The sequence below is a fragment of the Mycobacterium gordonae genome (assembly GCF_002101675.1).
Taxonomy (GTDB): Bacteria; Actinomycetota; Actinomycetes; order Mycobacteriales; family Mycobacteriaceae; genus Mycobacterium; species Mycobacterium gordonae.
The window spans coordinates 1-20,179 of record NZ_LQOY01000047.1 but is presented as its reverse complement, the minus strand read 5'-3'; the positions used below and the strand labels follow the sequence as shown (position 1 = coordinate 20,179).

Genomic DNA, 20,179 nt, shown 5'->3' with positions numbered 1-20,179 from the left:
GCCCTCCCGCGCCTCCACCACCGGCGGCACCGCCGGCGCCGCCGCCGCGGGTTTTCCGGCGACCTGCGCCCCCCGGCCGGCCGGACCCCTCGCAGGAGGCGCCCACCAACCGGCTGGGGCCGGTGAGCACCGTGTCGCAGGTCCCGACCCGCGGCATCAATGTGCTCGGCGCGCCGGACAACCTGGCCGCCCCGGTCGGCCGCACCGCCTGGGTCGGGCGCGCCGAGGACTGCGACGTCGTCGTCTCCGACGTGCTCGCCTCGCGACGGCACGCCTACCTGGCTCCGACCGCCCTGGGCACCGAGATCCGCGACAACCACAGCATCAACGGGACGTTCGTCAACGGCATCCGGGTGGGCTCGGCGGTGCTGAGCGACGGCGACGTCGTCACCATCGGCAACGTCGATCTGACCTTCACCGGCGGCACCCTGGTCCGGCGCACCGAAGCCGCCACCCGCGCCGGCGGCCTGGAAGTCAACGAGGTCAGCTTCGGCGTCGACGGCAAGACGCTGCTGCAGAAGGTGTCGATGACCGCGCGACCCGGCACCCTGACCGCCATCATCGGCGGCTCGGGCGCCGGCAAGACCACCCTGGCCCGGCTTATCGCCGGATACACCACCCCGAGTTCAGGCGCGGTGACCTTCGCGGGACACAACATCCACACCGAGTACGCCTCGTTGCGCAGCCGGATCGGCATGGTGCCGCAAGACGACGTCGTGCACCGCCAGCTGACCGTCAACCAGGCGCTGGGTTACGCCGCCGAGTTGCGGTTGCCGCCCGACACCACCAAGGCGGACCGGGCGCGGGTCATCGCCCAGGTGCTCGACGAGCTCGGACTCACCCAGCACGCCGACACCCGGGTCGACCAGCTGTCCGGCGGCCAGCGCAAACGCGCGTCGGTTGCCCTGGAACTGCTGACCGGCCCGTCCCTGCTGATCCTCGATGAGCCGACATCCGGTCTGGACCCCGCGCTGGACTTGCAGGTGATGACGATGCTGCGACAACTCGCCGACGCCGGGCGAGTTGTGCTGGTGGTCACCCACTCCCTGACCTACCTCGACGTGTGCGACCAGGTGCTGCTGATGGCGCCCGGCGGCAAGACGGCGTTCTTGGGCCCGCCCGACGAGATCGCCGCCGCCATGGGCACCTCCAACTGGGCCCACATCTTCGCCAAAGTGGGCGCCAACCCCGACGAAGCCAATCGGCGGTTTCTGGCTCAGAGCCAGCCGTTCATCCCGATCGAGACGCAGAAACCGTCCGAGCTGGGCGCCCCCTCCCACACCAGCGCCGCGCGCCAGTTCTCGACCATTGCCCGACGCCAGGTGCGGCTGGTCATCGCCGACCGCGCATATTTCATCTTCCTGGCGGTGCTGCCCTTCATCCTGGGCGCGCTGTCGTTGACGGTCCCCGGTGACCGCGGGTTCGGCTTCGCCGAGGCGACCAGCAACACCCCCGACGAGGCCGCGCAGATACTCAATTTGCTCAGCATCGCCGCCGTCTTCATGGGAACCGCGCTCACGATCCGCGATCTGATCGGCGAGCGCGCGATATTCCGGCGGGAACAGGCGGTGGGCCTGTCCACCTGGGCCTACCTGGGCGCCAAGGTCGGCGTGTTCTGCGTCTTCGCCATCGCGCAGGCCGCGATCGCCACCGGCATCGTGCTGCTGGGCAAAGGCGCGCCGACCGAGAAGGCGGTGCTGCTGGGTGACCCCAGCTTCGAGCTGTTCGTCAGCATCGCCGCGACGTGTGTGGCCTCGGCGATTCTCGGGTTGCTGCTGTCGTCCGTCGCCCGGTCCAACGAGCAGATCATGCCGCTGCTGGTGCTGTCGCTGATGCTGCAGCTGGTGCTGGCCGGTGGCGTGGTCCCGGTGACCAACCGGATGTTTCTCGACCAGCTGTCGTGGCTGGCGCCGGCCCGCTGGGGCTACGGCGCCTCGGCGGCCACCGTCAACCTGCGCGAGCTGGTACCAGGATCGATCAGCCCGGAGGACAGTCACTGGACGCACTCCCGGCCCGCGTGGCTGTTCGACATGGCGATGCTGGCAGCGCTGTCGGTGGCCTACTCGGCGGTGGTGTGGTGGCGAATCCGGCTGCGGCGGTGAGCTTTCCGGGCGCGAGCAGACGCAAAAGGCCCCGGGAGCATGCGCTCCCAGGGGCCTTTGCGTCTGCTCGGCAGGGGACCTACGCGTCCAGTCTTAGGCCGTGGGCCAACGCGAACGCCAGCGCCTGCGGCACGTCGATCCGGGCACCCGTCAACGACGCGGTGGTCCACAACGACGGGTCGGCGCTGGCGCCCCGCAGGTCGGCGCCGTCCAGCCGGGTACCCGTGGTGCGGGCGCCGCGCAGATCGGCGCCGCGCAGCACGCTCTTGCGCAGATCGGTCTCCACCAGGCTGGTCTCGCGCAGCCGGCACCCACTCAGGTCGACACCACGCAGGTCGTTACCGCCCAGCACCGCCAGCGTGAAGTCCACCTCGTCGAACGTCGCCGGCCGCAGCCGACACTGCGCGAACACCGAGCCGAGCATGCTGCACTGCGCAAAAGTGCTGTGCCACAGCGTAGTTCGAGTGAAGATACAGTTGCGGAAGGCCGACCCCCGGTGCACGGACTCGGCCAAATTCACCCCGCTGAAATCGCACTCGGTGAACACGACCCGGTCTGTCTGCAACCGGCTGAGGTCCCCGTCTTGGATGTCCCGGAAATCCTCGCCGCTGAATTCGCGGTCGGCCCACTGCAAGGCGGTTAGCTGCTCGCCAGGCTGGCCAGCGCGTATTCACTCACCGCGATCAACGCGTCGCGCGCCGAGTGGCGGTTGCGGGCGTCGACGCTGATCACCGGGATGTGCTCGGGCAGCGTCAGCGCCTTGCGCACCTCCCCGACCGGATAGCGCGGCGCGCCGTCGAACTGGTTGACCGCCACCACGAACGGCAACCGGCGGTGTTCGAAGAAGTCGACGGCCGCGAAGCTGTCCTGCAGCCGCCGGACGTCGACCAGCACGATCGCCCCGATCGCGCCGCGCACCAGGTCGTCCCACATGAACCAGAACCGGCGCTGGCCCGGCGTCCCGAACAGGTAGAGCACCAGATCCTCGGCCAAGGTGATGCGGCCGAAGTCCATCGCGACAGTGGTGGTGCGCTTGTCGGGCGTCGCCTCGATCATGTCGACCCCCGCCGAGGCGTCGGTGACCATCGCCTCGGTGCGCAACGGCATGATCTCCGACACCGCGCCCACGAAGGTGGTCTTGCCCGCGCCGAAGCCGCCCGCGATGACGATCTTGGTCGACGCGGTGTCATGGACAGGAGCCCCTTCATAGTGCTCGTAAGCCACGCAGGGTCCTTCCTATGAGCTCGTGGCGCTCATCGCGGGTCGAACGGTCGGTCAAGGTCCGCTGCACCCGAAGGTAACCGGCCGTGACCAGATCGCCGACCAGGACGCGCGCAACACCGACCGGCAAATCCAGCCGGGCCGAGATTTCGGCCACCGACGGGCTCGCGGTGCACAGTTGCAGGATCTTGCCGCGGGCGTCCCCGGCCGGCCACCGGTGGGCCAGCCCCGCCTGCAGGGTCTGCACCGGCGCCTCCAACGGCAGGTCGACGTCGGTGCCGGTCCGCCCGGCCGTCAAAGTGTACGGCCGGACCAGGTTCGGTTGGCCGGCGGTTACCGCCGGCTCGCGTTCGTCCACTGCGGTCCAGATTCGGCGCGGCGGGCGGACTGCACCACGTTGCCCACCTGTTCGACAAGGATGGCCATCTCGTACCCGATCTGACCGATATCGCACGACGGCATCGCCAGGGTCGCCAGGTGCGAACCGTCCCCGACGCGCATCAGCAGCAGGAACCCGTTCTGCATCTCCACCACCGACTGCAGCACCTGTCCACCCTCGAACAGCTGCGCGGCGCCGGTGGCGAGGCTGGCCAGCCCGGACGCCACGGCGGCCAGCTGGTCGGCGCGCTCGCGCGGCAGGTGCTCGCTCGCCGCGACCGGTAAGCCGTCCACCGACACCAGCAGCGCGTGCGCCACGCCGGGCACCTCGCGCACGAATTTCGACACCAGCCAGTCCAGTGGGCTGTACGACGATTGGACCGTCATTGCTCGCCTTCCTGGGTATCACGGGCGTGGGACCGGGCGGAGCGCACGCCGCTGAAATGGCTGCCGATGGAGGTGCGGACCGCGTTGGGGTCGCGGGTGTGGAATGCGCCGTTCGAGGCCGCCGGCTCGTCGGGCTCCGCGGCGCCGGGCACCAGGCGTGCACCTGGGGTGCGCATCGGCAACCCGTGCTCGGTGCGGGACTCCACCGGCTTGTCCTCGGCCTGGGCGGCGGCCGACCAGCCGCGGTCCCACACCGTCTGCCAGTCCAGGTCGGGGCTGTCGACCAGCTGGTGCGGGTCGCCCATGATCTCTGAGAGCATGCGCTGGTAGATCACGTCGTCGTCCTGGGGAGCCGACGGGGTCAGGTCGGGCGGCTCGGGTTTGGCCGGCTGCGCGGGTGCGGGGCGCCGGGCGAAGAACGCCGAGGTGTCCGACGCCGCGCCGGCCCCGGACTGCGCGGGCTGTGGTGCGGGCGCCGGTGGCTGCGCGGATCCCTTCTCCCACCACGGCGTCGGCAACGGACGCTTGGATTGTTCCGGGGCGCGAGCCTCCGCGGCCGGGGCTTCGGTGATACCGCTGGATCCGGGACTGCGCCGCGGCAGGGACGTGACCGATGTTCCGCCCTGCCCGGTGTGCAGCGGCGCCGCCGCGGGCTCCGGCTCGGGCGGGCGCACCGCGAAGAACTGGCGTTGCGGCGCCTGAACCTGTGCCTGGCCCTCGACCAGCACCGCCAGCGGCAGGTAGACCTCCGCGGTGGTGCCGGTACCGGCTTCGCCGGTCGCCGGACCTCGCAAACCGACCCGCAAACCGTGCCGCGCGGCCAGTCGGCCCACCACGAACAGGCCCATGTGACGGGCGTTCTCCGGGGTGACCTCGCCGCCGGCCTGCAGCCGCATGTTCGCCATCCGCCGATCGGATTCGGTCATCCCCAGCCCGGCGTCGGCGATCCGCAGCAGTACCCCGCCCTCGCTGCCCCGCACCGCAGACACCTTGACCGAGGTGGTCGGCGGCGAGTAGCGCAGCGCGTTGTCGATCAGCTCCGCGAGCAGGTGGATGATGCCCCCGGCTGCCCCGCCGAGCACGGTGCAGTCGGCGACCGAGGCGATCTCGACGCGGCGGTAATCCTCCACCTCGGACACCGCGGCGTTGATCACCGTCGCCAGCGGGACCGGTTCGCGCTGGTCGCGGCCGATCGGGGCGCCGGCCAGGACGAGCAGGTTGGCGCTGTTGCGGCGAAGCCGCGCGGCCAGATGGTCCAGCCGGAACAGGCTGTCCAGCCGCTCGGGGTCTTCCTCGTTGCGCTCGAGGCGGTCGATGAGCGACAGCTGCTGGTCCACCAGGGAACGGCTGCGCCGCGACATGGTCTCGAACATGTCGTTGACCAGCAAACGCAACCGGGCCTCGTCACCGGCCAGCAGCAGCGCCTGGGTATGCAGTTCGTCGACGGCGTGGGCCACCTGCCCGATCTCCTCGGTGGTGTACACCGCCAGCGGCTGCGGGATGGGTTCGGCGCCGCCCCGTACCCGGTCGATCTCGGTCTCGAGGTCGGTATGGGCGACCTTCAGGGCGCCGTCGCGCAACACCCGCAGCGGTTTGATCAGCGCGTGTGCCACCAGCAACACGATCGCCAGGGCGATGCCGATGGCGAACAGCACCAGCACGGCATCGCGCACCGCCGCATCGCGCCGCTCCGTCGCCTGGCTCTGCACCGCTCTGGTCACCGAATCCGTGGTGCCGTTGATGATCTGCTCGGCAATGCCCTGGGTGGTGTGGATGGAGCGCAGCAGGTCGGCGTTGTCCACCAGCACACTGTCCGGATCGGACATGATCGCCATGCGGGCCACCATCTGCTGCTGCAGGTTCTTGGCGTCCGGTGAGCCGCTGCCCAGCACTTGGCTCATCCCGAACAAGGTCGACGGTTCGGTGCCGGCCAGGGTGATCATCGCGGTGCGCAACTGCGGGTCGGGCAGATCGGCGCCGCGGGTCACCAGGATCTCCTGCATGGTCATCTGGCCGCGGGCCCCGATGGCCCGGCTCAGACCCTCGACCTGAGATCGGATGCTTTCGCTGTCGACCTGCACCGAGGCGTTGATCGCGTCCTCGGCGGTCAGTAGCAGCGGCGCGTAGGTGGTGATCCGGTCGCGCAGGCCGATGCTGTTGTCCAGCACCTTGTCCAGCAGCGACTGCCCGCCGTTGAGCAGCGAGTTGACACCGGAGCGGACGTCGGGGATCACGTCGGTATCGGCCAGCCGGGTCTGCAGTTCGTACTTGCGGGCCGAGAAGTTCTTCTTGGCCCCGTCCAAGTCGCGTCCGGTGGAGCCGGCCAGCAGAGCGACGTCGAGCGCCGACATGTATTTGGTGATGGTCGGGATCACGTCGGCTCGGGCTGCGGCCAGCCGCAGGCCGCTAGCAGTGGACATCTCCGACTGCACGCGCAGCGCGCCGAACGTCGTCGCCAGCAGCAGCGGCACCAGGGCGATCGCGAACACCTTCCAGCGCACCGGCCAGTTGCGCAGCGACCATCCCGGCGGCCGCTTGGCCGGCTTGGCGGGCGGGGCGGGCGGCGGGACGGCGGGAGGAGCCGCCGCGACCTGATTGGTCGGGCGGGCGAACATGGTCACGTGCCGGCGGCCGGGCCGGCCGCACCTTCTGTTGGCAACGCGTGGGACGAGAGACTCATGAGACTTCCTGCTGCTTTATGCGCCGGCAGATGGCCGCGGGCGTGCAATGCCTGGCAATTCGACGAGTATGACAGCCGCCAGCCGGGGTCTCCATAATTGTTACTGAGTAGATAAGGTTCGCCGCAACCAGCCCGGGTGGCGGGCTAGCGGGCCGGCAAACTTATCCGGGATAGTCGGCCACGGCCTTCTTCACGACCGCATCGAACTCCGCACTGAGCAGGAACCGCTGCTCGAGCAGTGCCTGCGCGGCCGACCGCACGGCCGCGGCATAGTCGTCACGGCTGGGGTAGCGCTCGGCCACCGACGGACGCCCGGGCCGGAACGGCAGCTTGCTGCCGATGCGCTCGTACATCACGTCGGGCAACTCCTCGACAAACCGGCGGGCGTTCCAGCCCGTGTAGGTGGCCAGCGGCGCGGCGACCGCGGGCAGCCGGACACCGGCGACTTCGTTGCCGTCCTCGTCGACCGCCGACACCAGGTCGACGTGGTACGACGACGGCAGCCAGGCGGGCGCCGGCGTGTTCACGTGACCGAAGGCCGACAAGACCTCCTTGCGGGCCACCGCGGTGCCGTCGGCCGTCCGCGGCACCCGGCTGGCCGGGGGCTCGATTTCGTCGGCCACCCAGTCCTGCAGCGCGATCAGCAGTGCCCGGGTGACCGGCGTGACGTCGAGGTGGTGCACCGGGTTGGCGGCGGGCAGCGCGTCCTTGATCTTGCTGCTGCCGAAGTGGTCGGTGCCGGCCAGCAGGTAGGTGCGGACGTCGGGGTCCTCGGGCAGGTCGGCGCCGGATTCCGGGTCGACGTGCACCAGCGCGCCGTCACCCTGCCAGTACTCGGTCGCGCTGTTGGTGAAGATGATCTTCGGGACGCCGCCGAGTCGGCGCTGGCGGGCGAGTAGGTCAGCGTTGCCGAACGGACCCTCGGTGCCGCTTCTGCCCGGGGTGGAGGGCTGGGCGTAGCGGTGGTTGAACTCACCGCGGTTGGCGCTGGCGAAGTCGCTGAAGACGCCGTCGAACACCGCCATCCCGGATTCGTCGATGTTCAGCCCGTCGGACAGGAACTGTCGTAGCAGCCGGCCCGCCTGCGAGACGCCGTAGGCGAAGGTGTGGGTGATGCCGTCGGCGCGCAGATGCGAGACGATGTCGCGGATCGCCAGCAAACCGCAGCCGGCGACCGGGGCCAGCGCGCTGCGGTAGACGAGCTCATAAATGTGGAAGGGCTGGAATCCGCCGTCCAGGGCGACGTGGGTCTCGTCGGTGAAGCGCCACGTGTTCCGGGGGATGGTCGTCGGCTCGGCGTCGGGTGCGGTGCGCACGGTCAGCACCGCGTCGGGGTCCTCGACGTCGACGGTCGGGTAGGCGGTGAAGGTGAACAGCGCCTCGGCGCCGGGGATCGATTCGATTTCGGGCGCCGAGAAGCTGAGCGGGTGGTCCGCCCGGATGCTGTCCGAACGCCACTGCAGGCGCATGAAGCCGGGTGCCACGTCCGCCTGCGGCGCCGTCATGCCCAAGATCGCCGGCCCGCGCTGCACGTCCCACTGCCAGCCGCACGAGGCGATGGTCCAGCCGCGCTCGAGCAGGAATCCGTTCTTAAGCCAGGGCGCGTTGGTGGGGACGCCCCGGTTGGGCACCACGAACAGCAGCTTGCCGTTGCCGCCGCTCACCGGGCGCAACAGCCGCAGGTCGGCGTCGAAGCGCACCAGCCCGTCGGCGTCGCGGGGCGCCAGCCTCAGGTCGGCGATGCGTTCGTTCGCCTGGTAGTCGGGGTCGACGGCGAAGGTGACCGTCGCCTCCACGTTCTCGTAGCGGTTGTCGGTGTGCGGGTAGACGTTGCGCACCTGGACTGACTCGACTGACATCTCGGCTCCTCCCCTTGGGTCTGCTGACAGATTTCTGCAGAGCCCTTGGCGAGTTCTTGAAGACGCCTTGGCGATGACGCCAAGAAAGGCGCAAGGATTACGCAAGCGGGTCGCTTTGCCATGATCGACGGGTGTTCCGGCTGCTGTTCTATTCCCCGCGCATCGCGCCGAACACCGGCAACGCCATCCGCACAGCCGCCGCTACCGGCTGCGAACTGCACCTGGTGGAGCCGCTGGGTTTCGACTTGTCCGAGCCGAAGCTGCGCCGCGCGGGCCTGGACTACCACGACCTGGCCTCGGTCACCGTGCACGAATCGCTGGAGCAGGCGTGGCGGGTGCTGGGGCCGGTGCGGGTGTTCGCGTTCACCGCTCAGGCCACCAAGCGGTTCGCCGACGTCGCCTACGCACCCGGCGACGTGCTGATGTTCGGGCCCGAGCCCACCGGGCTCGACGCGACCACGCTGGCCGACCCGCACATCACCGCGCGGGTGCGGATTCCGATGCTGGCCGGGCGACGCTCACTGAATCTGTCCAACGCGGCCGCCGTGGCGGTGTACGAAGCGTGGCGGCAGCAGGGCTATGACGGCTCCATCTAGCGCAGGACGGCCCGCAGCCATTCGGTGGTCTCGGGTTCGGGGGTCTCGAGCCGCAGGCCCGCGTCGTGGAGTTCGTCGAGGAGCTGCGCCGTGGGCAGCAGCCGGAATTCGAACGGCTGCCGGTGGACGTGGCCGCCGACCTCCAGACCGAATTCGCCGGCCAGCACCCCGTCGCGGCTGTGTGGATGGTCATCGTCTGCACGCTGGAGCCGCTGACCATGCGGTGCCGGCCTTCGCTGCGCATCGCGAACCACTGCGGGAATCGCCACTGGATCAGGGCGGTTCGCGACGGTGTGAGGTGACGGGCCGCCGCGATGAGCGCGGTGTGCCGAGCCTCGGGACTGTGGTAGTTGAGTAGGCAACCGGCCATCACCACGGCGTCGAACCGCTCCGGCAACCGCAGCTCCGCGAAGCTGGCGTGTACCGTCCGCGCCGACGAACGTGAGACAGCATGTCGGCGGATTCGTCGACGGCGGTGACCTGGTGTCCCAGTTCGGCCAGCGGGTCGGCCAGCCGTCCGGCGCCGGCACCGAGATCCAGCACCGAGCTGTGCGGCGCGATCTGACTACAGATCAGTTCCAGGTCCGGGCCGGCCGGCAGCCGCCGGAAGATCTCGACGGCGCTTCCATCGGGCGAGGAAGGCGCGCATCAGATATACCCCTGACATGAAGAAGCAGGCTCGTGCATACGCACGAGCCTGCTTTCCACAGGGCACGTTGGGGGGGCAGGGGGGAAACGTGCCACAGCTTGGGGGCGCCGTCATGACGGCGCGGATATCAGACGCAGTCTTCCGCGCCGAAGGACGGCAGCGTGGAGACGGCCTCGATCTCTTGGAACAGAAGCGCGTGGCTCATAGGTGGTTCCTTCCGGTCGAAGCTTCTCGGTGATGACTTCTCGTCTGTGATGACGTTGTTGTCACTGAGCTTGCCCGACGCACACCGTCCGCGGTGTCCCCCGATAGGGGACAAACAGGGATGAATCGCGTGTCCACCGATCGGGGGACAACGGGAGGACAAATCACCCCAGGCTGATGCCGAACCAGCTGGTCAGGGCACTACCCAGGCCGGCGATGTCCGGTTCGGGGGACGACGGCGCCCAGGCCACGTACCCGTCGGGACGCACTAGCACCTCCTGCGCGGCCACCTCCCCGCCGGGTTGACCGGTCGCGATGGTGAGCGCGCGAGCCCCGTTGGCGGCGGCGGCCACCGCGGCACCCTCGGACGAGCAGCCAGCATCAGGCCGTTGCGACCGGCTCCGGCGATGACGGCGTCAGGCACAGCGCAGAAAGTACCCGGGTTGCGGACCGCTGGTCACCAGCCGTTCCAGTGCGTCAGGCTTTCGGCCGGCAACCGTTTGGCCGGCCGGAAGTCGGTGCCCTTGGTGTAGGCGATCGGGAACAGCCCGCCCTGGCTGTACTCGTCATAGGGGATGCCCAGGATGTCGGCCACCTGGCGTTCGCCGTCGCCGAGCAGGTGCAGCGTCGTCCAGCAGGAACCCAGCCCGCGGGAGCGCAAGGCCAGGCAGAAACTCCACACCGCCGGGAACAGCGATGCCCAGAACGACACTCCGCCGATCGGTGAGCTCTCTTCCCGGCCGCTGATGCACGGGATGAGCAGCACCGGCACCTCGTGCATGCGCTCGGCGAGATAGGCCGCCGAGTCGCGGACCTTGCCCATCCGCTCCCCGCGGGAATCGTTGTACTCCGGTGCCGGTGAGCTGAGGTAGCCGCTGGCGTTGGACAGGTAGACGTCGCCGATCGCCTTCTTCTTGTCCGGGTCCTCGACGAAGACCCATTGCCACCCTTGGGAGTTCGACCCCGTGGGTGCCTGCAGGGCGAGGTCGAGGCATTCCATCAGCACGTCGCGCGGAACCGGTTTGTCGAAGTCGAGTCGTTTGCGGACCGAGCGGGTGGTGCTCAGGACTTCATCGACGGTCAGGTTGAGGGTCATGTGTGGAGGCTACCGTTGGGGTCATGAGTATCGAACTGTCGCAAGAGGTTTCCAGCAGACTCGAATCCGATGATTACGGCTGGTTGACCACGGTCGCCAAGTCGGGCCAGCCGGTCCCACGGTTGATCTGGTTCTACTTCGACGGCACCGACGTGATCGTCTACACCATGCCCAGCGCGGCCAAAGTCGCCCACGTCAAGGGCCGCCCGCAGGTCAGCCTTAACCTGGATTCCGACGGCAACGGCGGCGGCATCATCGTCGTCGGGGGCACGGCGGCGGTGGACGCCACCGATGTCGACTGCCGCACCGACGAGCCCTACTGGGCGAAGTACCGGGAACTGTCCGACCAGTTCGGTCTCACCGACTCAATGGGCTCCTACAGCACCCGGCTGCGGATCACCCCGACCAGAGTGTGGACGACGCCGACGGCGTGATGCCCTGCGCGGGCCCACTATGACCCGACGAGGACAAGAGCGAATGTTCTTGCATCACAAAAGGTTCGGCATAACGCTAATCGTGGTCGGTGGACAGTGAGACGTATCGCCACTTCTCGATGTCGGCCTGTAGGTCAGCGATCTTGGCTTCGACCGCGGCGACGCAGTCGGTGCCCAGCAACAGGTGGACCGGAGGCTCGGCCACTGACGCGATGTCGACGATCGCCGCCGCAGCCTTCACCGGGTCGCCGGGCTGGGCGTGGTTGACGTCCACCGCGTGCCCCCTCACCGCCCCAGCGGTGGAGTCGTAGTCGGCGATGACGGTCTCTTCGGTTCCGAGGCTGGATGCATCGAGGAAGTCGGTACGAAAGTAGCCCGGCTCGATTATGGTGACCCAGATCCCCAGTGGCTTGAGTTCCTGGGCCAGCGCCTCGCTGAAGCCTTCCATCGCGAACTTGGTGGAGCAGTAGATGCCCCAACCCGGCGATCCGAGCAGCCCGCCGACCGAGCTGATGTTGATGATGTGACCAGACCGTTGACGGCGCATCACCGGCAGCACGGCGCGCTGCATGGTGAGCGCGCCGAACACGTTGACCTCGTAGACCGCACGCGCGGACGCGTCAGAACACTCCTCGACGGCACCGAGCAGGCCGCGGCCGGCATTGTTCACCAGCACGTCGACGCGACCGAACCGTGCGACCGCGCTCCGCACCGCCGCGGCCGCCTGGTCACCGTCAGTGACGTCGAGGTCGATGGCGAGTAGCGAGTCGTCCGCGTCGGGGAACAGCGCCGGAATCTGCCCGGCGCGACGCGCGGTTGCCACGACCCGGTCCCCTCGCCTGAGGATCTCGCGGGCGATCTCGAGCCCGAAGCCACGCGACGCTCCGGTGAGAAACCAGACCTTGTACGCAGACACGGCGTCCCCCATTTCGCAATCGGCGCTAACGGTCTTACTTTGCGACCGTCGCCATTGGGCGTCTACCTGAGACGCAGATGGCTGGTGAATTCATAGGAAAGCGCGGCAGCCGCCCGGGCGAGCACCCACCCCCGGCGAGCAAATGTGACCATGGGGGGAAGCAACGGTTCACCGGAAGTCCCGGGACTTCGAGCCGACGGCCAGGGTGATGCGGCCCAACCGCTCGGCGACGACGGTGATCGCGCCGCTGGCGTTCTGAACCTGACCGCGGATCAGCAGCGCCGGTGCGGTGTGCGCGAGCTTGCGGTGCCGGGCCCACACCCCCGGCGTGCAGAGCACGTTGACCATCCCGGTCTCGTCTTCGATGTTGACGAACGTCACGCCCTGGGCGGTCGCGGGCCGCTGCCGATGTGTCACCGCTCCGGCGATCAGCACCCGGTCCCCGTCGGGCACTGATCCCAGCTCGGCCGCCGGTACCACCCCCATCGCGTCAAGGTCCGAACGCAGGAACTGGGTCGGATAACTGTCCGGGGAGACGCCGGTGGCCCACACGTCGGCCGCGGCCAGCTCCAGCTCACTCATTCCCGGCAGCTCCGGGATGTGTGACGACGAGCCCACCCCGGGCAACCGATCCGGCCGTTGGGTGGCCGCGGCCCCGGCCGCCCACAGCCCCTCCCGCCGGGACATGCCGAAGCAGCCCAGCGCCCCGGCCGTCGCCAGCGCTTCGGTCTGCGGCACGGACAGTTGCAGCCGCGACGTCAGATCCAGCAGAGAGGTGAACGGGCCGTTGGCTTTTCGTTCTTCGGCCAGCTTCTCGGCCAGGTCGTCACCGATATGTCGGACCGCGCCCAGCCCCAATCTGACCGCGTTCCCTGCATCTTCCAAGGTCGCGTGCGCCAGGCTGGCGTTGACATCCGGACCGTGCACCAGCACCCCGTGCCGGCGCGCGTCGGCCACCAACGACTGCGGCGAGTAGAAGCCCATCGGCTGGGCGCGCAACAGCGCGGCGCAGAACGCCGCCGGGTGGTGCAACTTGAACCACGACGAATAGAACACCAGCGACGCGAAGGACAGCGCGTGGCTCTCCGGGAACCCGAAATTGGCGAATGCGTGCAGCTTTTCGTAGATCCGGTCAATCACGGCGTCGGGGGCACCGTGCAGGGAGCGCATGCCTTCGTAGAACCGGCCACGGAGCCGTTGCATGCGCTCGGTCGAGCGCTTGGACCCCATCGCGCGCCGTAGCTGGTCGGCCTCGGCCGCGGAGAAACCGGCGCAGTCGACCGCCAGTTGCATCAACTGTTCCTGAAACAACGGCACACCCAACGTTTTCCGCAGGGCCGGCTCCATGGAGGGATGGTCGTAGGTCACCGGGTCCAGGCCGTTGCGCCGCCGGATGTAGGGATGCACCGACCCGCCCTGGATGGGCCCGGGCCGGATCAGCGCGACCTCCACCACCAGGTCGTAGAAGATCCGGGGCCGCAGCCGCGGCAGGGTGGCCATCTGGGCCCGCGACTCGACCTGGAACACGCCCACCGAATCTGCCCGGGACAGCATCTCGTACACAGCGGGCTCGGAGAGGTCGAGCCTGGCGAAATCCACCTCGATGCCCTTGTGCTCGGCCACCAGGTCCCGGGCGTAGTGCAGCGCCGAGAGCATGCCCAGACCCAGCAGATCAAATTTCACCAAACCGATTGCCGCACAGTCGTCTTTGTCCCACTGCAGGACGCTGCGGTTCTCCATGCGCGCCCACTCCACCGGGCACACGTCGGCGATCGGGCGGTCGCAGATCACCATGCCGCCGGAGTGGATGCCCATGTGCCGCGGCAGGTTGCGGATCTGCTCGGCAAGGTCGACGACCTGCTCGGGGATACCTTCGATATCGGCGGGCTGCCCACTCCAGTGACTGATCTGTTTGCTCCACGCATCCTGCTGCCCCTGCGAGAAGCCCAGGGCGCGGGCCATGTCGCGCACCGCACTGCGTGCCCGGTAGGTGATGACGTTGGCCACCTGGGCGGCATAGTCGCGGCCGTATTTGTCGTAGACGTACTGGATGACCTTTTCCCGCTGATCGGACTCGATGTCGATGTCGATGTCGGGTGGCCCGTCGCGGGCGGGCGACAGGAACCGCTCGAACAGCAGATCGTTGGCCACCGGGTCGACCGCCGTCACCCCCAGGGCGTAACAGACCGCGGAATTGGCCGCCGATCCCCGGCCCTGGCACAGAATGTCGTTGTGCCGGCAGAACTGCGTGATGTCGTGCACCACCAGGAAATAACCAGGAAATCGCAACTGGGCAATGACTTTCAGCTCATGCTCGATCTGGGCATACGCTTTCGGCGACCGCTCGGCCGGACCGTACCGATCGGCCGCACCCGCCATGGTCAACGTGCGCAGCCAGCTGTCCTCGGTGTGCCCGTCGGGAACGCCGAACGGCGGCAGCTGTGGCGCGATCAATGCGAGGCCGAACGCGCACTGCTCGCCGAGTTCGGCAGCGGCGGCCACCACGTCAGGGCCCCCAAAGGGCACATGCGCGAACAACCGGGCCATCTCCTCGCCCGAGCGCAGATGTGAGCCGCCCAGTGGGGCCAGCCACCCGGCCGCGGCGTCCAGGGACTGCCGGGCCCGGATCGCGCCCATCGCCATGGCCAGCCGGCGTCGCGACGGTCCCGCGAAATGAGCCCCGGTGGTGGCGACGACACCGACCCCGAAATACGGCGCCAGTTCGGCCAGTGCCGCGTTGCGTTCGTCGTCGAGCGGCTGACCGTGATGGGTCAGTTCAACACTGATCCGCTCGGCGGTGAACCGGTCCACCAGATCGGCCAGCGCCCGCTTCGCCGCTTCCGGTCCCCCTGTGGAAAGCGCTTGCCGCACTGCGCCTTTGCGGCATCCGGTGAGAATGTGCCAGTGCCCGCCGGCCGCCGCGGTCAACGCGTCGACGTCATAGCGCAGCTTGCCCTTCTCACCACCGGCCAGGTGCGCGGCGGCCAGCTGCCGGGACAGCCGCCGGTAGCCTTCCGGGCCCCGGGCCAGCACCAGCAGATGGGGACCGGGCGGATCCGGCTGTTCGGTGCGGGCCACCGACGACAACGACAGCTCAGCGCCGAACACCGTTCGCACGCCGAGTTCGGTGGCCGCTTCGGCGAACCGCACCGCCCCGTAGAGGCCGTCATGGTCGGTCAGCGCGAGGGCACGCAAATCCAACCGCGCGGCCTCCTCGACCATCTCTTCCGGCGTGCTGGCCCCGTCGAGAAAGCTGTACGCCGAATGCGCATGCAGCTCGGCGTAGGCGACCGAGGAACGAACCCGCCGCCCGTCGGGTCTTGCCGTGTACGACCCCCGCTTGTGCGATAACGGAGCGTCACCAGCCGGCACCACCGGGGCCTCTACACCGGCATGGCGCGGCTTGCCGTCGAGCACCCGTTCCATCTCGGCCCAACTCGGCGGCCCGTGATACCAGCCCATGAACCCACTTTATCGAACAAACGTTCGATACGCCATGCGTCACGAGTCGACCGTGCGAACATCGTCACAACGGCACCGAAACGATTTGCGAACAGCGTCACGCGCCCCTCCATCGCCGCACGTAAACGCACCTTTATCTGGAACACACGTTCTTAACCTGGCAGACCTGGCAATGTGCCGGCACCGACCCGATACTGGTACAGATTGAAAAAACAACGGCGGGGGCTGGGCATGGCGGAACTGATGGCACCGGGCACGGCAGATTCACGGGCTCCGGACTCGGACCTGCCCGCGGGCATGGCGACCGGAGCCGTCGCCGTCCTCGCCGGCCCCGTCCCCGGGTGCGGCGAGATCAAAGATCTACTGGCCGAACGGTTCGCGCCGGACCCGGGCTTGGACATCACGGCGCATGTGCACCGGGTGGCACTCCCGACTCCCGGTGACGACAGCGAACTGTTCCGAGCCATCGCCCACGCCGCGGAACGACCGCTGGCTGCCGACGGACCACGATGGGAATGCTGGATCATCGAAGGCCTGCAGGACGACCGATGGGCGATCCTGATCAGGATCGCCCGGGACCTGGCCGAGCACCTGCCTGCAGCCCATCTGCTCGCCCGCCTCTGCGCCCCCGAAGACCGGGGCGCCTTCACCGATTCCACTGTCGGGCAAACCGTTTCACCCACGGACACCCCCGGCTGGGCCGGCGCTCTATGGCAGGCCGCGGCGCGCGCCGTCAACGGCCTTGCCGCCGTCGCTGGAGCCGTACTCGCCGGCGGCCCGCCACCGAGCGCCCGCCGCTATCGGACCGTCGTCGTCCCGCGCGGCGCGGTCGACCAGATTTCGCGCAAGTTCGGCGTGACCGCCGACGTCGTCGCGTTAGCGGCGGTCACCGAGGGATTTCGCACCGCCCTCGACCAACGCGGCGAACAGCCACGAAAGGATGCGCTGCGCATTCTCGGGCCGGCGCTGTCTCACCTTCCCGTCGAGCACCGGGACCCCCTTCAGCAGCTGCGCGCCGTGCGTGCCCAGGCCAGCCCGCGACCCGCCGCCAAGTCCCCGGTAGCATTGTGCGTCAACGTGATTCATGCGCTGGCTCGGATGCCCCGGCAGACTGTGGTGACACTGGACACCACACCGCCCGGGCCGCGCCATCAGTTGCGCCTGCTGGGCCGGCGACTCGAGCGCCTCCTGCCGATCCCACCGACGCCCCCGGAGCGCGGCACCGGGGTCGCGGTTCTCAGTTACCGCGATGACCTGATCTTCGGCATCACCACCGATTACGACGCCACGCCTGACGTGCTCGCCGAGGGCATCGCGTCGGGCGTGGCGCGCCTGGTGGCGGCCAGCCGTGACTCGGTCGTGCTGTTCGACGGCCGACGCAAGCGTCCGACGCGCGCACTGCCCAACCGCGCGGCGCGGTGGCGGCCGTCCTCGCCGCCGGCGCGGGTGCGCCACTGACGAACTGCCGGACCGGCCTTCGTGAGAAGGTGGGGCATGCCAAAGTCGGGGTCCGTCACCATTGACCCACGCCATCATGACGCGGTGTTGTTCGACGCGGCGTTGCCGCCTGCGCCGGCACTACTCGACCGGCTGCGCTCGGTCCGCGTCGATACCGCCGGCTGCGCGCCTGACGGCCTGATCGAGGCGGCACGGCAGTTGTCCACCCGGCCGGGCCGGTGCGCCGTCGTCGCCTCGGACGCAGCCGGTGTCAGTGCCGCCCGCGACGCCGGTTTCGCACTGGTCATCGGTGTCGGCTCCGAGCCGGTCCCCGGCGCCGACGCCGTGGTCACCGATCCGGGTGAGATCACCGTGCGCAGCGGGGACAAGCGGATGTCCGAACTCCCCGACGCCCTGCACGCCGTCGACCGCGCCGGCAGGGCACCCGCGGTGTTCTTCGACTTCGACGGCACCCTGTCGGACATCGTGAACGATCCCAACGCCGCCCGGCCCGTCGCGGGCGCATCCGAAGCACTGCAGGCACTAGCCGCACAATGCCCGGTCGCGATACTCAGCGGCCGCGACCTGGCCGACGTGTCCAAACGGGTGGGTCTGCCCGGCATCTGGTACGCCGGCAGCCACGGGTTCGAGCTCACCGCACCCGATGGCACCCACCATCAGAACGAACAGGCCGCGACGGCCATCCCGGTGCTGGAACAGGCAGCGGCGCGGCTTCGTGAGCAGCTGGGGTCGATTCCCGGTGTTGTGGTGGAGCACAAGAGATTCGGCGTTGCGGTGCACTACCGCAACGCCGCGCGGGACCGGGTGGGTGAGGTGGCGGCGGCCGTCCGCACCGCCGGACAGCGCGACGCGCTGCGGGTGACGACGGGACGCGAAGTCATCGAGCTGCGCCCAGATCTGGACTGGGACAAGGGCAAGACCTTGCGCTGGGTGATGGAGCATCTCGGTTCACAGGAAGGGCCCCGGCTGCCGATTTATCTCGGCGACGACATCACCGACGAGGACGCGTTCGACGCGGTGCGCGCCGACGGCATCCCAATCCTGGTGCGGCACAACGATGATGGCGATCGGGCTACTGCGGCGCTGTTCGGCTTGGACAGTCCCGCACAGGCCGCCGAATTCACGCTCCGGCTGGCCCGGCAATTATCTGACGCTCGCGTGAATTAAATTGCGGCTCTTCCCATCCCGGGGGGGACGCCGTGCGAGGCGTGCTGATTGGCGCTAGGCTGCGCGGCAGTCTATCGGGAAGGCCGCCATGTCGTTCGTCTTCGCAAGTCCGGAATTCATGACCTCAGCGGCAACGGACCTGGCGGCCATCAGATCAGCTGTCGACGCGGCCCGCGTGGCGGCGCTGGGCCCCACCACGCAACTGCAGGCCGCGGCGGCCGATGAGATCTCCGCAGCGATCGCCGCGGTGTTCGGCCAGCACGCGCACACTTTCCAGGCCGTCAGCGCGCAAGCGACGCAGTTTCAAGCCCAGTTTGTTATGGCCATGACCAACGGCGCCAGCGCCTACGCGGCCGCCGAGGCCGCCAACGTCCAGCAGACTTTGCTCGACGCCATCAATGCGCCCACCCAGACGCTGTTGGGCCGAGCGCTGATCGGCAACGGCGCCGACGGCACGGCGACCAACCCCGACGGCGGGGCCGGTGGCCTGCTGTACGGCAACGGCGGCAACGGCTACTCCCAAGCTGCCAACTCCGGCCTCTCCGGCGGCGCCGGCGGGGCGGCCGGATTGATCGGCAACGGCGGCAGTGGGGGCAGCGGCGGCACGGGCATACTCGCCGGCGGATCCGGCGGCAGTGGCGGCGCCGGCGGTGCCGGCGGGTGGCTCTACGGCAACGGCGGGGCCGGCGGTAGCGGCGCCGCTGGCACCGGCACCACCGGTGCCGCCGGAGGCAGCGGCGGGGCCGGCGGCAGCGCCTTCCTGTGGGGTAACGGCGGTGTCGGTGGGACCGGCGCGGCCGGCGCGGCCGGCGCCGCGGGCACCGCAGGTACCGGCAACTCCGGCATCGACGGCGGCGTCGGGGGCAATGGCGGCAGCGGCGGCAACGCCGGTCTGCTGTTCGGCAACGGCGGCCACGGCGGCGACGCGGGCAGCGGCGCCAACGGCGGACAGGGCGGCACCGGCACCGCTAACCCAACCGGCACGGGCGGTACCGGCGGTGACGGCGGAGATGGCGGCGCGGGCGGCTCCGGCGGCGCCGGCGGCAAGAGCGGGTTCCTGATCGGCGACGGCGGCAGCGGCGGCCACGGCGGCCTGGCCGGCGCCGGCGCCGGCGGCGGGAAAGGGGGCGTCGGCTCCGGCGGCACTTCCGGAAGCGGCGGCGGCACCGGTGGCAACGGCGGCGCGGGTGGCAGCGGCGGGGCCGGCGGAGCCGCCCAAAACGGCGGGCTACTGATCGGCAATGGCGGCAGCGGTGGCAGCGGCGACGCGGCCGGCGGCGGCGGCGTCGGCGGCGCGCCCGGCAGCTTCAGCAGCGGCAAGGCCGGCGTCAATGCGGCTAGCGGTAACGGCGGAGCCGGTGCAGCCGGCGGGAACGCCGGATTGCTCTTCGGCGCCGCCGGGAACGGCGGAGCCGGCGGAAACGGCTCGACGGGCGCGAACAGCTCGACCACAGCGCTTGGCGGCGCGGGCGGGGCCGGCGGCCACGCCGGCCTGTTCGGCAACGGCGGGATCGGCGGGGGCGGCGGCGTCGGCGGGGAAAACAACAACACCGGAGCCGCCGGGGGCGCC

At 69.5% G+C, this 20,179-nt stretch carries 19 protein-coding genes; 7 read left to right on the top strand and 12 right to left on the bottom strand.

Annotated features, from left to right (window positions below; translation table 11 throughout):
• Positions 1-2,102: ATP-binding cassette domain-containing protein (locus AWC08_RS08190; RefSeq protein ID WP_085087676.1), on the top strand; the 2,102-nt coding region annotated here is incomplete at its 5' end.
• Positions 2,103-2,181: 79 nt separating this feature from the next.
• Here AWC08_RS08190 and AWC08_RS08185 read toward each other — a convergent pair.
• The 6 genes from AWC08_RS08185 to AWC08_RS08160 form a co-directional block, all read right to left on the bottom strand.
• Positions 2,182-2,736, bottom strand: a complete 555-nt coding sequence (locus AWC08_RS08185; protein ID WP_069434332.1) for a pentapeptide repeat-containing protein — start codon at positions 2,734-2,736, stop codon at positions 2,182-2,184.
• 5 nt (positions 2,737-2,741) lie between these two features.
• The gene (locus AWC08_RS08180; protein WP_065132319.1) at positions 2,742-3,326 is read right to left on the bottom strand and encodes a GTP-binding protein; all 585 of its coding nucleotides are present in this window, start codon (positions 3,324-3,326) and stop codon (positions 2,742-2,744) included.
• Complete coding sequence (locus AWC08_RS08175) at positions 3,307-3,681, bottom strand: DUF742 domain-containing protein (RefSeq protein WP_065132318.1); 375 nt, start codon at positions 3,679-3,681, stop codon at positions 3,307-3,309. Before AWC08_RS08175 ends, AWC08_RS08180 begins: the two co-directional genes overlap by 20 nt.
• Positions 3,657-4,088 carry a roadblock/LC7 domain-containing protein gene (locus tag AWC08_RS08170; protein ID WP_065132317.1) on the bottom strand — a complete coding sequence of 144 codons (432 nt, stop codon included), beginning with the start codon at positions 4,086-4,088 and terminating at the stop codon, positions 3,657-3,659. Before AWC08_RS08170 ends, AWC08_RS08175 begins: the two co-directional genes overlap by 25 nt.
• Positions 4,085-6,709, bottom strand: coding sequence for a HAMP domain-containing sensor histidine kinase (locus AWC08_RS08165; RefSeq protein ID WP_142283470.1), 2,625 nt, complete (start codon positions 6,707-6,709; stop codon positions 4,085-4,087). The genes AWC08_RS08170 and AWC08_RS08165 overlap by 4 nt, the downstream gene beginning before the upstream one ends.
• Before the next feature lie 220 nt (positions 6,710-6,929).
• The gene (locus tag AWC08_RS08160) at positions 6,930-8,627 is read right to left on the bottom strand and encodes an alpha/beta hydrolase domain-containing protein (RefSeq protein ID WP_065132303.1); all 1,698 of its coding nucleotides are present in this window, start codon (positions 8,625-8,627) and stop codon (positions 6,930-6,932) included.
• A gap of 131 nt (positions 8,628-8,758) precedes the next feature.
• Between AWC08_RS08160 and AWC08_RS08155 the strand changes: the two genes are divergently transcribed.
• Entirely contained in the window at positions 8,759-9,223 is a 465-nt protein-coding gene (locus AWC08_RS08155; RefSeq protein ID WP_065132302.1) for a tRNA (cytidine(34)-2'-O)-methyltransferase, read from the top strand.
• On the opposite strand, the gene AWC08_RS38000 is transcribed toward AWC08_RS08155, so the two are convergent.
• Both AWC08_RS38000 and AWC08_RS37995 read right to left on the bottom strand, forming a co-directional pair.
• Entirely contained in the window at positions 9,220-9,492 is a 273-nt protein-coding gene (locus tag AWC08_RS38000) for a hypothetical protein (RefSeq protein WP_232007968.1), read from the bottom strand. The two genes, AWC08_RS08155 and AWC08_RS38000, sit on opposite strands and share 4 nt — an antisense overlap.
• 100 nt (positions 9,493-9,592) lie before the next feature.
• Complete coding sequence (locus AWC08_RS37995) at positions 9,593-9,715, bottom strand: hypothetical protein (RefSeq protein ID WP_232007971.1); 123 nt, start codon at positions 9,713-9,715, stop codon at positions 9,593-9,595.
• Between AWC08_RS37995 and AWC08_RS37990 the strand changes: the two genes are divergently transcribed.
• A complete protein-coding gene (locus tag AWC08_RS37990) occupies positions 9,665-9,892 on the top strand; it encodes a hypothetical protein (protein ID WP_232007973.1) in 228 nt (75 codons plus the stop codon). The genes AWC08_RS37995 and AWC08_RS37990 overlap by 51 nt on opposite strands.
• A gap of 348 nt (positions 9,893-10,240) precedes the next feature.
• On the opposite strand, the gene AWC08_RS08145 is transcribed toward AWC08_RS37990, so the two are convergent.
• Positions 10,241-10,429 carry an aromatic-ring hydroxylase C-terminal domain-containing protein gene (locus AWC08_RS08145; RefSeq protein ID WP_065132301.1) on the bottom strand — a complete coding sequence of 63 codons (189 nt, stop codon included), beginning with the start codon at positions 10,427-10,429 and terminating at the stop codon, positions 10,241-10,243.
• A 104-nt stretch (positions 10,430-10,533) separates the two neighbouring features.
• Positions 10,534-11,172 (bottom strand): nitroreductase family protein, encoded by a 639-nt coding sequence (locus AWC08_RS08140; RefSeq protein ID WP_065132300.1) that lies wholly within the window; start codon positions 11,170-11,172, stop codon positions 10,534-10,536.
• Positions 11,173-11,195: 23 nt separating this feature from the next.
• Between AWC08_RS08140 and AWC08_RS08135 the strand changes: the two genes are divergently transcribed.
• Positions 11,196-11,606 (top strand): TIGR03667 family PPOX class F420-dependent oxidoreductase, encoded by a 411-nt coding sequence (locus AWC08_RS08135; RefSeq protein ID WP_065132304.1) that lies wholly within the window; start codon positions 11,196-11,198, stop codon positions 11,604-11,606.
• Between the two features lie 76 nt (positions 11,607-11,682).
• Here AWC08_RS08135 and AWC08_RS08130 read toward each other — a convergent pair whose 3' ends face one another.
• Both AWC08_RS08130 and AWC08_RS08125 read right to left on the bottom strand, forming a co-directional pair.
• Complete coding sequence (locus tag AWC08_RS08130; protein WP_232007967.1) at positions 11,683-12,522, bottom strand: oxidoreductase; 840 nt, start codon at positions 12,520-12,522, stop codon at positions 11,683-11,685.
• Positions 12,523-12,690: 168 nt separating this feature from the next.
• Positions 12,691-15,984 (bottom strand): error-prone DNA polymerase, encoded by a 3,294-nt coding sequence (locus AWC08_RS08125; protein WP_065132298.1) that lies wholly within the window; start codon positions 15,982-15,984, stop codon positions 12,691-12,693.
• Positions 15,985-16,215: 231 nt separating this feature from the next.
• Between AWC08_RS08125 and AWC08_RS08120 the strand changes: the two genes are divergently transcribed.
• The 3 genes from AWC08_RS08120 to AWC08_RS08110 form a co-directional block, all read left to right on the top strand.
• Entirely contained in the window at positions 16,216-17,442 is a 1,227-nt protein-coding gene (locus tag AWC08_RS08120; protein ID WP_065132297.1) for a wax ester/triacylglycerol synthase domain-containing protein, read from the top strand.
• 36 nt (positions 17,443-17,478) lie between these two features.
• Positions 17,479-18,609: a trehalose-phosphatase gene (gene otsB, locus AWC08_RS08115; RefSeq protein ID WP_065132296.1), complete on the top strand. Its 1,131-nt coding sequence runs from the start codon at positions 17,479-17,481 to the stop codon at positions 18,607-18,609.
• A gap of 88 nt (positions 18,610-18,697) precedes the next feature.
• Positions 18,698-20,179: PE family protein (locus tag AWC08_RS08110; RefSeq protein ID WP_085087670.1), on the top strand; the 1,482-nt coding region annotated here is incomplete at its 3' end.